We start from the raw sequence: 17,761 nt of genomic DNA, 5'->3' as shown, positions 1-17,761 counted from the left end.
TTTGTTCTTGTTTTTTTATATACGTTTTTAAATAATTTAAACCATTTTTTTTGATTGGTTTAAACAATTCGCAATTATCAAAAACATTCTTCGAGAGAGTATAAATTTTGAAGTTATCATTTCCTTTATCTATGATAGCATAACTGTAAAGAGTAGTTCCCCAATAAGCAGTTAAAATTAAATCGGTTAACCCGTCATTAGTTATATCAATTTTTTCCCAATTTTTCATTTCAAGTAAGTCATATTCATTTTTACAAGAAATTTTTTCTTTTACTTTTTCTGTTGATATTATTTTGAATTCAGACCATTCGAATTTTGTAAATTTTGGGTATACTTTTTTTGCAAACTCTTCTACGTCTTCTGAACTATTCAAACTGTCAATTTGGTTAGCAAAAACGAATGTTGAAGTAAAAATGAATATTATTAGTAGTCTTTTTTTCATATTATTGGCAACTAGTTTATATACAGAATAAACTTACCATGACACTCCTTTTTTGGCAGGATATGCAGCAATTCTTAGCAATTTTATTCTTTTTATTTTTTTGCAATATAGTTGTATTTTGTGTACTATACAAAGAGGTTTTTCGTAAAAAAAGAACATCATATACTTGTTTTTTAAAAATAATTTATAATTTTACCCCAATGTTTAACAACAAAAGAAATATCATTTCTATTCCAGCTGTAAATATTACGGCTTCTTTTGTTGGCACTACAACTACAATTATTACTACAACCCTTTAGGGGTTATTTTTCTACATAGTATTTCCGTATATATTTATTTTTTCAAAAGACTTGAAAACAGATAAATAGTTTAAAAAATCTTATTTTTAATTTATTATCCTTTTTAAAATGAACGTTTTAAAATTTGGTGGTTCATCTGTAGCCAATCCTCAAAATATAGAAAAAGTAGTACAAATTGTTGCCAATGCCTCTGTAAACAGTCCACTTATTGTGGTAGTTTCTGCTTTTGGTAAAACAACTAATAAACTTATTGCTTCGGCAGAAAAAGCTGCTCAAAATAATGCTAATTACCTTGAAAGCTACCAAGAAGTTGAGCAGTTGCATTTTGAAGTAATTGAAAAATTAGTACCTAAAAATCAACAAGAAGAAGTTAAAACGTATATTACTTCCCTTTTTAAACAACTAAAAACTTTGTTAGAAGGTTGTTTGTTACTAAACGAAATTACCCCCAAAACACTAGCTACGATTAGTGGATTTGGTGAGTTACTATCTTCTTATATCATCGCAAACATAGCTAGTAAGGAACTGGATGTAGTATATAAAGACAGTAGAGAGTTAATCGTCACTTCCAACGCTTTTGATAAAGCCCAAGTTGATTTTCAAGTAACTAACGCCAATTGCAAGGAGTATTTTGACAAAAATAAGCACCAAGTAACTTTGTTACCTGGGTTTATAGCTCGTACAAAAGAAGGGAAATCAACTACTTTAGGACGCGGGGGTTCCGATTATTCTGCGGCTATTTATGCGGCTGCTGTAAATGCTAATGAATTACAAATTTGGACAGATGTTAGTGGTATGTATACTGCGAATCCGCATATGGTAAAACAGGCATTTCCTATTCCACATATTTCGTATCAAGAAGCCATGGAATTATCACATTTTGGGGCAAAGGTTATCTACCCTCCTACGATTCAACCGGTGTTGGAAAAGGAAATTCCTATTCGAATAAAGAATACATTTAAACCTGAAAATGTAGGAACACTTATTTCAAAAATCACAGAAAATGGCAAACCTGTAACAGGAATTTCTCATATCGAGAATATTACATTGCTAACACTAGAAGGAAGTGGCATGGTAGGTGTTTCTGGCACTTCTAAACGTTTGTTTGAAACATTATCGACACATAATATCAATGTGGTATTAATTACGCAAGCTTCTTCTGAACACTCTATTTGTGTAGGGGTTTATGATGAAGATGCTGAAAAAGCAGCTCTAAAAATCAATGAAGCTTTTGCCTTTGAAATAGAACGTCATAAAATAGATCCTATTATTGTAGAACAAGGACTGGCAATTATCGCTTTGGTAGGTGATAAAATGAGAAATCACCGAGGTTTAAGCGGACAAATGTTCAGCTCTTTAGGTAAAAACAACGTGAACATTCGCGCTATTGCTCAAGGTGCTTCAGAAAAAAACATTTCTGCTGTTATCAACAGTTCAGATGCAAAAAAAGCATTAAACACGCTACATGAGCAGTTTTTTGAGGAAAAAATAAAACAATTAAACTTGTTTGTTACGGGAGTAGGAAATGTAGGTGAACGCTTTTTAGCGCAAATCCATCAACAAAAAAAATACTTAAAAGAACAGTTAAAACTGAATGTGCGTGTGGTTGGGATTTCCAACTCTAAACAAATGGTTTTTGATGAAGGTGGTATCAGCTTAAAATCGTGGAAAGAACAATTACAAAACGGAGAAGAGAGTTCTTTAGAGCGCTTTTTTGAAAGAACAAAAGCATTGAACCTTCGTAATTTGGTTTTTATTGATAATACGGCTAATCAGAAAGTTTCTGAGATATATGAACACTATTTAGCCAACAATATTGGGGTGGTTACTTGTAATAAAATAGCCTGTGCTTCTGAATTAGATAATTACAAAAAGTTAAAATACATCTCTCAAAAGTACAGCGTACCATTTTTATATGAAACCAATGTGGGTGCTGGTTTGCCTATTATTGATACGCTTAAAAACTTAATTACTTCTGGTGATCGAGTACATAAAATACAAGCGGTGTTATCGGGTTCTTTAAACTTTGTGTTCAATAATTTTAATGAGAATACTTCATTTCATGATGTCGTACAACAAGCACAAGAACAAGGATACACTGAACCCGATCCTAAAATTGATTTAAGTGGTGTAGATGTTGCTCGAAAAATATTAATTCTTGCACGTGAAAGTGGTTATGAATTAGAACTTTCAGACATCGAAAACAATGCATTTTTACCTGAAAAGAGTTTAAAAACTACTAATAATGATGATTTTTATGCTTCTTTAACTGAATTTGAGGCACAATTTCAACAATTATATAAAGAAGCTGCCGATAAAAATTGTCGTTTAAAATATGTTGCTGAATTCAATAATGGAAAAGCTAGTGTAGGCTTACAACACATTCCATTTGATCATCCTTTTTATAATTTAGAGGGTAGCGACAACATTGTCTTGTTTTTTACAGATAGATATCCTGTAAATCCGCTACAAATAAAAGGAGCCGGCGCAGGTGCTGAAGTAACTGCTTCTGGAATTTTTGCTGATGTCATACGAATTGGAAATAATATATAAAAATGAACTATTTAAAAATATTTTCACCAGCAACCGTTGCTAATGTTTCCTGCGGATTTGATGCTTTAGGTTTAGCACTCGAAACTGTTGGTGATACCATGACTTTTACCAAAACAGCTACAAAAGGTGTCAAAATTACCAAAATAACTGGTGCTGATTTACCTTCTGATCCACAAGTAAATGCTGCGGGAGTAGTTGCACTAGCTATGCTAGAAAAACATCCAGTTAATTTTGGTATCGACATCACCATTCACAAAGGATATACTCCAGGAAGTGGTTTAGGAAGTAGCGCTGCCAGTGCTGCGGGAGCTGCATTTGGAGTAAATCAGTTGTTAGGAAATAGCTTCTCTCCTCTTGAGTTAACTCAATTTGCGATGTTAGGAGAAGAAGCCACTTGCGGAACTCCGATAGCTGATAATGTTTCTGCGGCTATTTATGGTGGATTTACGTTGGTGCGTAGTTACGAACCTTTAAGTATTGTAAAAATTCCTGTACCCACTGATTTAAGAGTGGTGGCAATCCATCCTCAAGTTGAAGTAAAAACAAAAGACGCGAGAGAAGTATTGCCTAAGGAAGTTCCTTTAAAAGACGCGGTTACCCAATGGGCGAATGTTGGTGGTTTAATTAGTGGGTTACATACTAATGATTATCAATTAATCGCTGATTCATTAACCGATATCATCGTTGAACCTGCTCGTAAACATCTGATTCCACATTTTGATGAAGTGAAAAAGGAGGCTTTAAAAGCTGGTGCTTTAGGAGCAGGAATTTCAGGTTCTGGTCCAACTATTTTCACTTTATGTAGAGGTGATGAAACCGCTGAAAATGTTTACAAAACCATTCACAATACCTATCAAGACAAACAAATTGATTTTAACATGATTCTTTCTAAAATCAACACAGAAGGAATTAAAATTTTAGAACAATACTAAACACGAAATTATGAACTATTATAGTCTCAATCATAAATCACCCAAAGTTAGCTTTGAAGAAGCTGTAGTAAACGGATTAGCTCCAGATAGAGGGTTGTATTTTCCTGAAAATATTACGCCACTATCAAAAGAATTTATTGATAACATTGGTGAATATTCTAATGAAGAAATTGCGTATGAAGCCATCAAGCAATTTGTGGGTGATGAAATTCCGAAAGACGTTTTACAAAAAATCATTAAAGAAACCATCAACTTTGAGTTTCCAGTGGTATCTATTGAAGAAAACATCGGTGCGTTAGAATTATTTCATGGACCAACCATGGCTTTTAAAGATATTGGTGCTCGTTTTATGGCACGTTGCTTAGGGTATTTTAATCGCGATAAAGATCAACAAGTAACTGTACTGGTTGCTACTTCTGGTGATACTGGAGGTGCTGTTGCTAATGGTTTTTTAGGAGTTAAAGGTGTAGATGTGGTCATCCTCTACCCTAGCGGAAAAGTGAGTGATATTCAAGAAAAGCAATTGACTACCTTAGGACAAAACATTACTGCTTTAGAAGTCGATGGTGTTTTTGATGATTGCCAAGACATGGTTAAAACTGCTTTTTTAGATGCTGATATCAATCGAGTGTTAACTTCAGCAAACTCTATTAATATTGCCCGTTGGTTACCACAAATGTTTTACTTTTTCTTTGCTTACAAACAGGTATACAAACAGCATAAAGAAGTCGTTTTTTCAGTGCCTAGTGGAAATTTTGGAAATATTTGCGCAGGTATTATGGCGAAAAAATTAGGGTTACCTATCAAACATTTTGTAGCGGCTACTAATGTAAATGATACTGTTCCTAATTATTTAGCAAGTGGTGAATACCACCCTAAACCATCTAAAGCAACCATATCAAATGCGATGGATGTTGGAAACCCGAGTAATTTTATTAGAATTCAAGAATTATTCAATAACGATTTAGCGCTTTTAAAAGCTGCTTTTTCTTCTTTTTCTTTTTCTGATGATGAAACTCGTGAGGCAATGAAAAACATTTATAAGAATTCAAATTATATTACCGATCCGCATGGTGCAGTAGGATATTTAGGCTTAAAAAAATACGGATTACAAAACGAGTTCGGAATTTTCTTAGAAACAGCACATCCAGTAAAATTTTTAGATGTTGTTGAAGATGTGTTAAATTTAACTGTTGAAATTCCACCTCAAATAGTATCAGTAATAGACAAACAAAAGAAAGCGATACAAATTAGCTCTTACCAAGAATTGAAAGGTTTTTTAAATACTTAAAGTATAAACCGTTGTGAAAATTAACTACAAAAGTCACAGCGGTTTTCTATTACTTTTTTCTTAGATTTATGCATCAACAAAACCATTTACATGCATAAACCCTCAAAAATTACTCGTCTTTTTGATTTTCCATATCACCAACTAGAAAATTATCCACAACAAAACTGTCTTGTTTCCAAAGAGAATACTATTCGGAAAAGTTTTTCTACAAATGAGTATATAAATAATGCTAATACTGTAAATAAAGCCTTACTAAAACTCGGAGTTAAGCCTGGAGATAAAATAGCTTTAATTACTTCGGTAAATCAACCTAAATGGCATTTTCTTGATATTGGTATTATGCAAATTGGAGCGGTGAATGTTCCTCTCTACCCTACTTTTTCTGAAAAAGATTATGCATACATTCTGAACCACTCTGATAGTATCTATTGTTTTGTTTCTGATGAATATTTGTACCAAAAAGTAATTAAAGTTCAAGAGCAAACACAACTTAAAAAAGTATTTACTTTTGAAGAATTAGATACAGATTACAGTTGGAATTCATTTTTAAATCATGGTAGTGATGAAACATTTCAAACTAAAGTTGACGAATTAAAAAAAGCAGTGCAACCATCTGATTTGGCTACCATTATATATACTTCTGGTACTACAGGAACTCCAAAGGGAGTCATGCTTTCTCATAGTAATATTGTTAGCAATGTGTTTGCTGTAGGCAATAGAGTAAATTTACAAGACAATCATAAAATAGTAGTCAGCTACCTTCCTATATGTCACATCTTTGAGCGTGCTGCCTCTTATTACTGTCAATACATGGGCTTTGAAATTCACTTTGCTGAAAGTATTGATAAAATAGGTGAAAATTTACGTGAAATTCAGCCTCATTTCATGGCAGTTGTACCAAGGCTATTAGAAAAAGTTTTTGATAAAATTGTAGATAAAGGTAGTGACTTATCTGGCATAAAAAAACGGTTATTCTTTTGGGCTTTAGAATTAGGAGAACATTATAAACCATACAAAGAAAACGGTTGGTGGTATGAATTTCAACTATCTATAGCTCGTAAACTTATTTTTTCTAAATGGAAAGAAGCCTTAGGCGGACAATTAGAATTTATGTTAGCAGGAAGCGCTCCTACACAAGCTAGACTTGTAAGAATATTTACTGCTGCAGGCATTCCTGTTTTTGAAGGCTACGGACTTACCGAAACCTCTCCTGCCATTTCAGTAAACGACATGAGAAATAAAGGTTTTAAAATAGGTACTGTTGGAAGGGCAATTGAAAATGTAACTGTAAAAATAGCTGAGGATGGAGAAATCTTAGTAAAAGGGCCTAATGTAATGATGGGCTACTATAAAGATTCAGAAAAAACTAACGAATCAATTATAAATGGCTATTTCCATACAGGAGATATCGGAGAACTAGATAATGAAGGTTTTTTAAAAATTACAGATAGAAAAAAAGAAATTTTCAAAACTTCAGGAGGTAAATATATAGCTCCTGCTATACTAGAAGGTGAATTAAAAAAATCTCGATTTATAGAACAAGTTATGGTTATTGGTGAAGGAGAAAAAATGCCAGCAGCTTTTATTCAAATTTCCTTCGATTTTGTGCAAGAATGGGCTAAGCGACATCAACATGCTATTACAGATATTACTACCGATGAAAAACTACTCAAACGAATTCAAAAAGAGATTGATTTTTGTAATGAAAAATTTGGTAAGTGGGAACAAATAAAACGCTTTGAAATTACTCCGGACGAATGGACTATTGATGAGGGACATTTGACTCCAACATTAAAAATGAGACGAAAAATTATCTTAGAAAAATATAACGATCTATATCTAAAAATATATAATCCTCAATAAATCAACCAGTAAAGTGTAACTTGTGCAATCGGGGTATTTTTCATACTTTGCAGAGCACAAAAATTTGAATATATGTCGATTGAAATCACACGCCTGTTTGATTTTCCTTATTATCAACAAGAAAATTATAATTTAGACAAAGCGTTCACTACAAAATACAATGGTGAATGGAAATCTATCTCTACAAACGAGTACATTAACAAAGCAAACGCTATAAGTAGAGGTTTATTGCGATTAGGTGTACAACCTAATGATAAAATAGCTGTCATTTCTACTAACAACCGTACCGAGTGGAATATCTGTGATATAGGAATTTTACAAACTGGGGCGCAAAATGTGCCAATTTATCCTACAATTTCAAAAGAAGACTACGAATATATTTTAAATCATTCTGAAGCTACTTATTGCTTTGTTTCTGATGAAACTATTTTAGAAAAACTAAACCAAATTAAAGGTAATACTCAACTTAAAGAAATATATACTTTTGACGATATTGCTGGTGAAAAAAGCTGGGAAGAAGTTTTAAAATTAGGAGAAGACGAAAGCAACCAAAATGAAGTTGAAGAACGCAAAAATGCTATCACTACAAATGATTTAGCTACCTTAATTTATACTTCAGGTACTACTGGACGCCCAAAAGGTGTTATGCTAAGTCATAAAAATGTAGTTTCAAATGTACTAAGTAGTGAAAAACGTGTTCCGTTAGAATATGGTCAAGGTAGAGCTTTAAGCTTCTTACCTGTTTGCCATATTTTTGAACGTATGATTTTGTATTTATATCAATACTGTGGTATTTCTATCTATTTTGCTGAGGCTATTGACAAATTAAGTGAAAATGCTCAAGAAATAAAGCCGCATGTAATGACTGCTGTTCCAAGGTTATATGAAAAAATTTACGATAAGATTTATGCCAAGGGAGCTGACTTAACAGGTATTAAAAAGAAGTTATTCTTTTGGGCTATAGAATTAGGTTTACAATACGAACCATACGGAGCAAACGGATGGTGGTATGAAAAAAGATTAAACATCGCTCGAAAGTTAATTTTCTCTAAATGGCAAGCTGCTCTTGGAGGTGAATTAAAGATAATGGTTTCAGGTTCTGCAGCCTTACAACCACGTTTAACGAGAGTATTTACAGCTGCTGGAATGCCTGTTATGGAAGGTTATGGTCTTACTGAAACTTCTCCTGTAATTGCTGTAAACGATATGCGTGATGGTGGATTCCGATTAGGAACTGTAGGTAGATTGATTGATGGTGTTGAGGTTAAAATAGCCGATAATGGAGAGATTTTAGTAAAAGGGCCAAACGTAATGCAAGGATATTACAAAGATCCTGAAAAAACTGCTGAAGCTTTACAAAACGGATACTTCCACACAGGTGATAAAGGAGAATTAAGCGAAGACGGATTCTTAAAAATCACAGGACGTACCAAAGAAATGTTTAAAACCTCAGGTGGTAAATATATTATTCCACCATTGTTAGAAGGGCAATTAAAACAATCTCGCTTTATTGAACAAGTAATGGTTATTGGTGAAGGCGAAAAAATGGCTGCTGCATTTATTCAACCAAACTTTGAGTTTGTACGTGAATGGGCACAAAGACATAACGTTACCGTAGGAGATAATAAAGACTTGGTAAGCAACCCTAAAGTAATAGAACGTATTCAAGAAGAAGTAGATTATGCCAATACTAAGTTTGGTAAATGGGAAACTATTAAAAAGTTTGAGTTAACCGCTGAAGAATGGTCTATTGACGGAGGTCAGCTTACCCCTACCATGAAAATGAAGCGAAATATCATTAAGGAAATGTATAAAGACTTATACGATAAAATTTTTAGAGAATAATCGTTTAAAGTGTTGTGAAAGCAACACTTTTTTCTTTTTAATATGACTAAATTTATTTCTTTTTCTTCGGATATTTCGAATATTGAATTGCCTAAAAAATTCGATTACCCTTACAATTATTCACCTCATACTCTTGCTAAGATAGCCACTAAAGAACTACAAGAATATTTAAGTAGTCAAACTGATTTTACTCACAATTTCGGAATTAAGAATCCTGATGATGAAAATACTCTTGGAAAAATGTTCGGTATCTTGGTTGTACAACAGCAAGATGGAATCTTAGGATATTTGGCTGCTTTTTCAGGAAAACTAGCCGAAACCACGCAACACAAACATTTTGTCCCTCCTGTTTTTGATGTCTTAGATATAAATGGGTTCTACCCCAAAACTGAAGAGCAACTTAATACTTTAAATTCTGAAATTACTCTTTTAGAAAATAGTACGGAATTTAAGAAAGCTGAAAAAATATATCAAAGAACACAAAAAATACACGAAAAACTCCTATCAGAAGAACAAACGAAAATAAAGCAACGCAGAAAACTCAGAAAAGAATCTGCTCAGCAAAACAATCAACTAAACATTAACGAAGAGTTTTATTTGCGTGAATACGAGGTGTATTTACTTGATAAAATTGAACCTTTAAAAAAAGCATATTTTCAACTAAAAAATAAAATTGATCAATTAAAAGAGCAGCGAGCAAATCTTTCTGCTTGGGCTCAACAAGAAATATTTAAACAATATCAATTTTTAAATGTAGAAAATAAAACTACTAACCTATTAACTATTTTTAAAGATTCTACTCAAAATATTCCCGCAGGAGCTGGTGATTGTTGTGCTCCTAAACTATTGCAATATGCTTTCAAACATCAATTGAAACCTGTTTGTATGGCTGAGTTTTGGTGGGGAAAACCGCTAAAAACTTCCATAAGAAAACATCAATATTTTTATCCTGCATGCACAGGAAAATGCAAACCAATTTTAACACACATGTTAGAAGGGATCCCTATTGATGAGAATCCGTTAGAAGCACAATTGAAAGAGGAAAAAGAAATTGAAATTCTGTATGAAGATGCCGATTTATTAGTCATCAACAAACCGCATGATTTATTATCGGTAGCTGGAAAAGAAATCAAAGATTCTGTGTATAGTCGTATTCAAAAATTATATCCTAATGCAACAGGACCATTAGTTGTACATCGTTTAGATATGTCTACCTCAGGAATTCTCTTAATTGCCAAAAGTGAAGCTATTTATAAAGCTTTACAAGCACAGTTTATTAATAAAACTATACAAAAACGGTATGTAGCCTTGTTAGATGGTGTTTTAAAAGAAGGTGAAGGAAAAATAGATCTACCACTCAGAGTAGACTTAAATGATCGTCCTAAACAGCTTGTTTGTTATGAACACGGAAAGAAAGCATTAACTCAGTGGGAAACAATTGAAGCTATAGGTACAAAAACCAAAGTATACTTTTACCCTATCACAGGACGTACGCATCAATTACGAGTGCATGCTGCTCATCAATTAGGTTTAAATACTTCCATAGTTGGGGATGATTTATACGGAAAGAAATCTGACCGATTATACCTTCACGCTGAAAAAATTACATTTAAGCATCCTACATCAAAAATAGAAGTGAGCTTTACTGCTCCTGCTCCCTTTTAACTTATACTACGTATTTTGTCTTTTTTAATGAGCTTAAAATAATAAATGATGCTAAAAAGAAAATTGCTAAACACAACACACTCCACTGCATAGAACCAGTTATGGCATTTAATATTCCATAGACAGCTGTACCTAATACAATGGCTATCTTTTCAGTAACATCATAAAAACTAAAATACGTTGCGTGATCTTCTGTTTCTGGTAATAATTTCGAATAGGTAGAACGTGTTAATGTTTGAATTGCTCCTTGTACCAACCCTAATAATCCTCCTAAACCATAAAAGTAGATGTCTACATATTCTTGAGATTTATCTAAAGAGAAAGCACAAAAACACACCAACATCCACACAATAATTGTTACTTTTAAAGCAGTAATATTTCCCCACTTTTCTGATAATCTAGAAAAAATAATTGCACCTATTATTGCTACTATTTGTACTAGTAAAATAGTAATAATTAAACTTGTTGAAGATAATCCAAGTTCTGAAGAGCCAAAAATTGCTGCCATTAAAATAATAGTCTGTACACTAATACTCAATAGAAAAAAAGAGATTAAAAACCGTTTTAACGTTGGATAGTTCATAACTTCTTTAATCACCGTTTGTAACTCTTTATAACCTTTCCAGATATAGTCTTCTTCTGGTTTTTTGTTATACACATTTTCTGGTAAACGTTTAAAAGTTATTTGAGCAAATCCTAACCACCATAAACCTACCATCACAAAAGAAATTCTAGATGCCATACCCGAGCTGATTCCTAATGTTTCAGGAAACATAATCATGCCTAAGTTTATTAAAAGTAATATTACAGAACCAATATATCCGTAAACAAAACCTTTAGCACTGGCTCTGTCCTGTTGTTCAGGGTGAGCAACTTCAGGTAAATACGCATTGTAAAAAACCAAACTAGCCCAAAAACCAATACTTGCTAAAATGGTAAATAAAATACCTATCCAAACAGTATCAATCCCTTCAAAAAAGTATAAACTCATCACAGATATTGATCCTAACGTACAGAAAAACTTCATAAACTTTTTTTTGCTTCCTGTATAATCTGCAATACCTGATAATATTGGCGATATAAAAGCGACTACTAAAAATGAAAATGATAAGGCGTAACTATACAAGCTATCTGGGTGCTCCCAATCTTGTCCTAAAAAACGTACTACTTTTCCTTCTGTTACAGCACTGTAATACAATGGAAAAACCGCAGTACTAATTACTAAGGAATATACTGAGTTTGCCCAGTCGTAAAACGCCCATCCGTTTATTAATTTCTTATCACCTATTTTATACATATTCTTAAAATAAAAAACCGCTCATTTTTCATGAACGGTTCGCAATATACTATAATTTATCAATCTTACTTAGCGGGAGCGACATTGTATTTAGCTGCTAATTTTTTAGCTTCTGGTAAAAATGCTCTTAAAGTTTGAATACGTGTTTGGTTAGAAGGGTGCGTGCTCATAAACTCAGGTGGTGCTCCACCTCCAGAACGCTCACTCATTCTTACCCAAACTTGGGCTGCTTCTTCTCCATTATATCCTGCCATAATCATAAAAACTAAACCTAATTTATCTGCTTCCGTTTCATGCTCTCTACTAAATGGCAACATAACTCCTACTTGTGTTCCTAAACCGTAAGCCATATTCCACATTTCAGCATTCTTACTATTTTGAGTACTTAAAGCTAAAGCAACTCCTCCTAATTGTTGTAATTGACCTGTAGACATACGCTCTTGTCCGTGTTTTGCAAATGCATGCGCTACTTCATGTCCCATTACTGCAGCTACACCATCTTCATTAGCACAAATAGGCATAATACCAGTATAAAAAACTACTTTACCACCAGGTAAACACCAAGCATTAACTGTTTTATCATCTACTAAGTTAAATTCCCACTCATAAGCATCAGCTTCGGTTTTCATTCCATTAGCACGCATAAAACGATCAACCGCTTCCGAAATATTTTTACCTACACGTTTTATCTGATTCGTTTGTTTGGTATTAGTAGACAATTTATTTTCTTCTAAAAATCCTTTATATTGAGCAAAACTAGCTGGTAGTATTTCAGCATCATTTACAAAGTTTAATCTTTTTCTTCCTGTAATTGGTACAGTACTACATTCCACTAAAAAAATAGCTAAAAGTGTTAGACCTATGATTTTTTTCATTGTTTAATAGTTTAAAGTTCTATATCCTTGGTTGTATATTTTATGACACGAAATTAATTTATTTGTCACAAAACTGGCAATAAATTATGAGTTTAAAGCTACAAATTATATCTTTATCTAAAAAACTAATTCATGGATTTTATACATTCAAAAAACACTTTACCTAGTATTAAAATTCCGAAACCAATTATTTTATCCGCTAAATTTTTACAGTTTATTTCTAACAATTTAACCACAAAATTTGGAGTAAAATTATTTACAACTCCTGTTAGCTTTCCTATGCCAAAAAGAGAGAAAGTAATGTTAGAAAGCGCTCAAACTAAAACTATAAATATCCCTACTATTTCAAGAGATGTTCAGTTGCTATCTTACGGGTACTCTACCAAAAAAGTATTATGGGTACACGGTTGGGCTGGAAGAAGTACGCAATTATACATGATTGCTGATAAATTACTAGAAAAAGGATATATGGTTATTTCTTTTGATGGTCCTGCACATGGAAAATCTACAGGAAAAACAACAGAAATGCCTGATTTTTTAGAAACCATTGCTGAAATAGACAAGCAATATGGGCCTTTTGAAGCAGCTATTGGTCATTCCTTTGGTGGTGTATGTTTATACAATGCTCTTTCTGAAGGTTTCTCTGTAAAAAAACTAGTAACTATTGGTGCTGCTGATAAAATATCAAACGTTATTTTAAACTTTACTAAAAACCTACACGTAAAACCTATTATAGCCCACAAAATGAAACGTTTTTTTGATAAAAAATGGCAACGCGATATCGATGTACATTCATCGAGTGTAAAAGCTAAAAATGTGGATATTCCTACTTTGGTTGTTCATGATTCTTTTGATGGTGATGTCGATGTAAGTTGCGCTATAAAAATTCGTCAAAACTTACAGAACGGAACGCTTTTAATTACTGAAGGACTAGGGCATACCAAAATTCTTCGTGATGCAAAAGTAGCTTCTAAAATTGTCGATTTTATTATACAACCATCATGAAAAAAACAGTCTTTCTATTCGTTTTAGTTTTATTCGTTTCTTATGCTGCAAACGCTCAGAAGCATAAAAAATATAAAATCAACAAGCCAAATAGTGAATGGAAAAAACTACTTACACCACAACAATATTTTGTACTCAGAGAAGCAGGTACTGAGCGACCTAATTCTAGCCCTTTAAACTTCAATCATAAAAAAGGAGTGTATGTGTGTGCTGCTTGTAAAAATCCACTCTATAAATCTGAAAACATGTACGATTCAGGTAGTGGTTGGCCTTCTTTTGATAGGGCAATTTTAGGCAATGTTGACGTAGATACTGATTATAATCTTGGCTATGCACGTACTGAATTAAAATGTGCGAGTTGTGGTGGACACTTAGGTCATTCTTTTGATGATGGTCCAAAAGAAACCACTGGAAAACGTCATTGTATTAACGGAGTTGCTTTAGAGTTTATTCCGAAGAAATAAGACTTAAATACAAGACCGATTTACGTTTAGAATTAAGAAAAATTACGTGACATTTTACTGTTGATGTATAATTTAAAAAAACGTTTTCTTCTTTAATTCCCTACTTATAACTAGAATTAATCATAAATAGTAAGGTTTAGCTAAAAAATTCTATCAACAAAATGCTAAAAACTAACAACTAATAACTAAATTTGTGCCTCTAAAAAATGAAGCCGATACATGTTTAATAATTTAAGCGAAAAGTTAGATAAGGCGTTACATACGCTAAAAGGACACGGAAAAATTACCGAAGTTAATGTTGCAGAAACACTAAAAGAAGTTCGTAGGGCTTTATTAGATGCCGATGTTAACTTTAAAATAGCAAAAGAGTTTACCAAAACTGTACAAAAGAAGGCCTTAGGACAAGACGTATTAACTACGTTAAACCCAGGACAATTAATGGTTAAACTTGTTAAAGACGAGTTAACTGAATTGATGGGTGGCGATACTGTTGGTATTAACTTAGGAGGTTCTCCTACCGTTATTTTAATGTCTGGTTTACAAGGTTCGGGTAAAACTACCTTCTCTGGTAAATTAGCTAACTACCTTAAAACTAAAAAATCAAAACAGGTTTTATTAGTTGGATGTGATGTATATCGTCCTGCAGCAATTAACCAGTTACGTGTAGTTGGTGAGCAAATTGGTGTAGAAGTTTATGCAGAAGAAGGAAATCAAAATCCTGTTGAAATTTCTCAAAATGCTATTAAGCATGCAAAAGCAAACGGTAAAAACGTGGTGATTATTGATACCGCGGGTCGTTTAGCTGTTGATGAGGAAATGATGACGGAGATTTCTAACATCCACAAAGCTGTAAGCCCACAAGAAACTTTATTTGTGGTTGACTCTATGACAGGTCAAGATGCAGTAAACACAGCTAAAGCCTTTAACGATGTACTGAATTTTGACGGAGTTGTATTAACCAAATTAGATGGTGATACTCGTGGTGGAGCTGCTTTATCGATTAAATCGGTAGTAGATAAACCAATCAAATTTATCGGTACGGGTGAAAAAATGGATGCAATTGATGTATTCCACCCAAGTCGTATGGCTGATCGTATTTTAGGAATGGGAGACGTTGTTTCGTTAGTAGAACGTGCCCAAGAACAATACGACGAAGAAGAAGCAAGAAAACTACAAAAGAAGATTGCTAAAAACCAGTTTGGTTTTGATGATTTCTTAAATCAAATCAATCAAATCAAAAAAATGGGTAGCATGAAAGATTTAGTTGGAATGATTCCTGGTGCTGGTAAAGCTTTAAAAGATGTAGATATTGATGATGATGCGTTTAAAGGAATTGAGGCTATTATACACTCTATGACTCCTGCGGAAAGAAGTACTCCTTCTATGATTAATGCGAGTCGTAAAAAAAGGATTGCAAAAGGATCTGGAACGTCGGTTCAAGAAGTAAATCAATTGATGAAACAATTCGACCAAATGAGCAAGATGATGAAGATGATGCAAGGTGGTGGCGGAAGAAAAATGATGCAAATGATGAAAGGTATGAGATAATATTTAGAAGAGAAGTTTTGTCGGCTTCTCTTTTTTCTTTTTTAGACTAACAACAACACACTAAATAACACACAACACACTAAAAATGATTTTACTAGACGGTAAAAAAACATCAGCAGACATTAAAGAAGAAATTGCTTTAGAAGTAGCAGAATTAAAAGCAAATGACAAAAAAACTCCTCACCTAGCAGCTGTTATTGTTGGTAACGATGGTGCTAGTTTAACGTATGTAAACGCAAAAGTTAAAGCTTGTGAGCGTGTTGGGTTTGAATCTACTTTACTTCGTCTTCCTGAAGAAACTACTGAAGAAGAATTATTAAACGAAATTGCTATTTTAAATATCGATAATGATATTGATGGTTTTATCGTACAGCTTCCTCTACCCGATCATATTGACGAGCAAAAAGTTTTAATGGCGATTGATCCTGATAAAGATGTAGATGGTTTTCACCCAATGAATGTTGGTAAAATGACCTTAAATCTTCCAACTTTTATTTCAGCAACTCCTTTCGGTATTTTAGAATTATTAGATCGTTACAACATTGAAACTTCTGGTAAAGATGTTGTAGTAATTGGTCGTAGCCATATTGTAGGAAGCCCAATGAGTATTTTATTATCTCAAAAAAGAAAAGTAGGAAACGCTACCGTTACCTTAACACATAGTAGAACTAAAAACTTAAAAGAAATTACTCAAAAAGCAGATATTATTGTAGCTGCTATTGGTATTCCAGAGTTTTTAAAAGGTGATATGGTAAAAGAAGACGTAGTAGTTATTGATGTAGGAATTACACGTGTTGCAGATGCTTCTAAGAAAAACGGATTCAGACTAGTTGGTGATGTCGCTTTTAACGAAGTAGCTGAAAAAGCATCGCACATTACCCCTGTTCCTGGTGGTGTAGGCCCTATGACTATTGCAATGCTATTAAAAAACACCTTATTAGCTTGTGAACGAAAACAAGAAAAGAAGTTAGTATAACCATACAACTCGTATATAAAAAAGACTGCTTATCAAGCGGTCTTTTTTTATGACTTGTACTCAAAAACTATTTTTTAATTATAAATTTTATTCTATCTTTCTAGTTCTATTAAAACAGAACTAAAAAATTGCTAAGAACTTCCGTTTATCACCTTTAATACTCCGGATAAAAGTAGTTTTTGTTCTCTTAAAACGTGTTGTGTACAAGCTGAAAAACATATTCATTGAATGAATAATTTTGATATTTTAAGAAAACCAATTTTCGAACTTCCAAAAAAAAGAGGCAGTAGTTACCTACCCGAATTTTTAAGAGAAATTTTCGGCGAATATTTAAAAACAATCAAAGAATTTAATGGAGATGAGCAAAAATTACTGGAAAATCATCACGAGAAAATATCAGAATTCTGCGATAAAATTATTTCATCAACTGAACATTACCTTAATGGTCATACAGTAAAGGCTTTTGAGGAATTAGCTCAAGGACTTGCTTTAGTTGAGGAATTTTTACACATTCCTAAAGGAAATGCATTTATAAGCCCAAGTACAGAAACACTTTTCAGAGTTAGAAATGGAAATAATCGAATGTTTTCAAAAAAAGAAATGTTTCATATTCCATTTGATAAAAGAGAAATAATAAAAACTCAAAGATATAGTATACCTGGCTTGCCTTGTCTTTATTTAGGAAATAGTATTTATATATGTTGGG

Annotated in this window: 13 protein-coding genes and 1 pseudogene; 11 read left to right on the top strand and 3 right to left on the bottom strand. The window is 33.0% G+C overall.

Annotated elements, in window-relative coordinates:
• The coding region (locus OU788_RS08985; RefSeq protein ID WP_274634866.1) for a hypothetical protein at positions 1-442 on the bottom strand (442 nt) is incomplete at its 3' end.
• Between the two features lie 407 nt (positions 443-849).
• Here OU788_RS08985 and thrA point away from each other — a divergent pair.
• From thrA to OU788_RS08955, 6 genes are all read left to right on the top strand, one after another.
• Complete coding sequence (thrA, locus tag OU788_RS08980; protein WP_274634865.1) at positions 850-3,294, top strand: bifunctional aspartate kinase/homoserine dehydrogenase I; 2,445 nt, start codon at positions 850-852, stop codon at positions 3,292-3,294.
• 2 nt (positions 3,295-3,296) lie between these two features.
• On the top strand, positions 3,297-4,226 hold the full coding sequence (locus OU788_RS08975; protein ID WP_274634864.1) for a homoserine kinase: 930 nt from the start codon (positions 3,297-3,299) through the stop codon (positions 4,224-4,226).
• Between the two features lie 10 nt (positions 4,227-4,236).
• Positions 4,237-5,517 (top strand): threonine synthase, encoded by a 1,281-nt coding sequence (gene thrC, locus OU788_RS08970; protein ID WP_274634863.1) that lies wholly within the window; start codon positions 4,237-4,239, stop codon positions 5,515-5,517.
• Positions 5,518-5,607: 90 nt separating this feature from the next.
• The gene (locus tag OU788_RS08965) at positions 5,608-7,380 is read left to right on the top strand and encodes an AMP-dependent synthetase/ligase (RefSeq protein ID WP_274634862.1); all 1,773 of its coding nucleotides are present in this window, start codon (positions 5,608-5,610) and stop codon (positions 7,378-7,380) included.
• A 72-nt stretch (positions 7,381-7,452) separates the two neighbouring features.
• Entirely contained in the window at positions 7,453-9,225 is a 1,773-nt protein-coding gene (locus tag OU788_RS08960; RefSeq protein WP_274634861.1) for an AMP-dependent synthetase/ligase, read from the top strand.
• 42 nt (positions 9,226-9,267) lie between these two features.
• Positions 9,268-10,890, top strand: a complete 1,623-nt coding sequence (locus tag OU788_RS08955; protein ID WP_274634860.1) for an RluA family pseudouridine synthase — start codon at positions 9,268-9,270, stop codon at positions 10,888-10,890.
• Between the two features lies 1 nt (position 10,891).
• On the opposite strand, the gene OU788_RS08950 is transcribed toward OU788_RS08955, so the two are convergent.
• Together OU788_RS08950 and OU788_RS08945 are read right to left on the bottom strand one after the other, a co-directional pair.
• Positions 10,892-12,187, bottom strand: a complete 1,296-nt coding sequence (locus OU788_RS08950; protein ID WP_274634859.1) for an MFS transporter — start codon at positions 12,185-12,187, stop codon at positions 10,892-10,894.
• A 65-nt stretch (positions 12,188-12,252) separates the two neighbouring features.
• Positions 12,253-13,062: a M48 family metallopeptidase gene (locus OU788_RS08945; protein WP_274634858.1), complete on the bottom strand. Its 810-nt coding sequence runs from the start codon at positions 13,060-13,062 to the stop codon at positions 12,253-12,255.
• Between the two features lie 132 nt (positions 13,063-13,194).
• Between OU788_RS08945 and OU788_RS08940 the strand changes: the two genes are divergently transcribed.
• The 5 genes and pseudogenes from OU788_RS08940 to OU788_RS08920 all read left to right on the top strand — a co-directional run.
• Positions 13,195-14,067 (top strand): alpha/beta hydrolase, encoded by an 873-nt coding sequence (locus tag OU788_RS08940; RefSeq protein WP_274634857.1) that lies wholly within the window; start codon positions 13,195-13,197, stop codon positions 14,065-14,067.
• Positions 14,064-14,531: a peptide-methionine (R)-S-oxide reductase MsrB gene (gene msrB, locus OU788_RS08935; RefSeq protein ID WP_274634856.1), complete on the top strand. Its 468-nt coding sequence runs from the start codon at positions 14,064-14,066 to the stop codon at positions 14,529-14,531. The genes OU788_RS08940 and msrB overlap by 4 nt, the downstream gene beginning before the upstream one ends.
• Before the next feature lie 219 nt (positions 14,532-14,750).
• A complete protein-coding gene (ffh, locus tag OU788_RS08930) occupies positions 14,751-16,079 on the top strand; it encodes a signal recognition particle protein (protein WP_274634855.1) in 1,329 nt (442 codons plus the stop codon).
• An 85-nt stretch (positions 16,080-16,164) separates the two neighbouring features.
• Positions 16,165-17,055 carry a bifunctional methylenetetrahydrofolate dehydrogenase/methenyltetrahydrofolate cyclohydrolase FolD gene (folD, locus tag OU788_RS08925; protein WP_274634854.1) on the top strand — a complete coding sequence of 297 codons (891 nt, stop codon included), beginning with the start codon at positions 16,165-16,167 and terminating at the stop codon, positions 17,053-17,055.
• 228 nt (positions 17,056-17,283) lie between these two features.
• Positions 17,284-17,761 (top strand): annotated as a pseudogene (locus OU788_RS08920) (hypothetical protein); the annotation flags it as partial.

This window comes from Tenacibaculum sp. L6 (assembly GCF_028823685.1).
GTDB lineage: Bacteria > Bacteroidota > Bacteroidia > Flavobacteriales > Flavobacteriaceae > Polaribacter.
The sequence above is the reverse complement of the archived record's forward strand: the minus strand, read 5'-3'. Positions and strand labels throughout refer to the sequence as shown.

Bases quoted from the DNA above. Each gene is read 5' to 3' on its own strand.
- OU788_RS08955 (WP_274634860.1), top strand. From the start codon at position 9,268: ATGACTAAATTTATTTCTTTTTCTTCGGATATTTCGAATATTGAATTG.
- OU788_RS08960 (WP_274634861.1), top strand. From the start codon at position 7,453: ATGTCGATTGAAATCACACGCCTGTTTGATTTTCCTTATTATCAACAA.
- OU788_RS08945 (WP_274634858.1), bottom strand. From the start codon at position 13,062: ATGAAAAAAATCATAGGTCTAACACTTTTAGCTATTTTTTTAGTGGAA.
- ffh (WP_274634855.1), top strand. From the start codon at position 14,751: ATGTTTAATAATTTAAGCGAAAAGTTAGATAAGGCGTTACATACGCTA.
- msrB (WP_274634856.1), top strand. From the start codon at position 14,064: ATGAAAAAAACAGTCTTTCTATTCGTTTTAGTTTTATTCGTTTCTTAT.
- thrA (WP_274634865.1), top strand. From the start codon at position 850: ATGAACGTTTTAAAATTTGGTGGTTCATCTGTAGCCAATCCTCAAAAT.
- folD (WP_274634854.1), top strand. From the start codon at position 16,165: ATGATTTTACTAGACGGTAAAAAAACATCAGCAGACATTAAAGAAGAA.
- thrC (WP_274634863.1), top strand. From the start codon at position 4,237: ATGAACTATTATAGTCTCAATCATAAATCACCCAAAGTTAGCTTTGAA.
- OU788_RS08965 (WP_274634862.1), top strand. From the start codon at position 5,608: ATGCATAAACCCTCAAAAATTACTCGTCTTTTTGATTTTCCATATCAC.
- OU788_RS08940 (WP_274634857.1), top strand. From the start codon at position 13,195: ATGGATTTTATACATTCAAAAAACACTTTACCTAGTATTAAAATTCCG.
- OU788_RS08975 (WP_274634864.1), top strand. From the start codon at position 3,297: ATGAACTATTTAAAAATATTTTCACCAGCAACCGTTGCTAATGTTTCC.
- OU788_RS08950 (WP_274634859.1), bottom strand. From the start codon at position 12,187: ATGTATAAAATAGGTGATAAGAAATTAATAAACGGATGGGCGTTTTAC.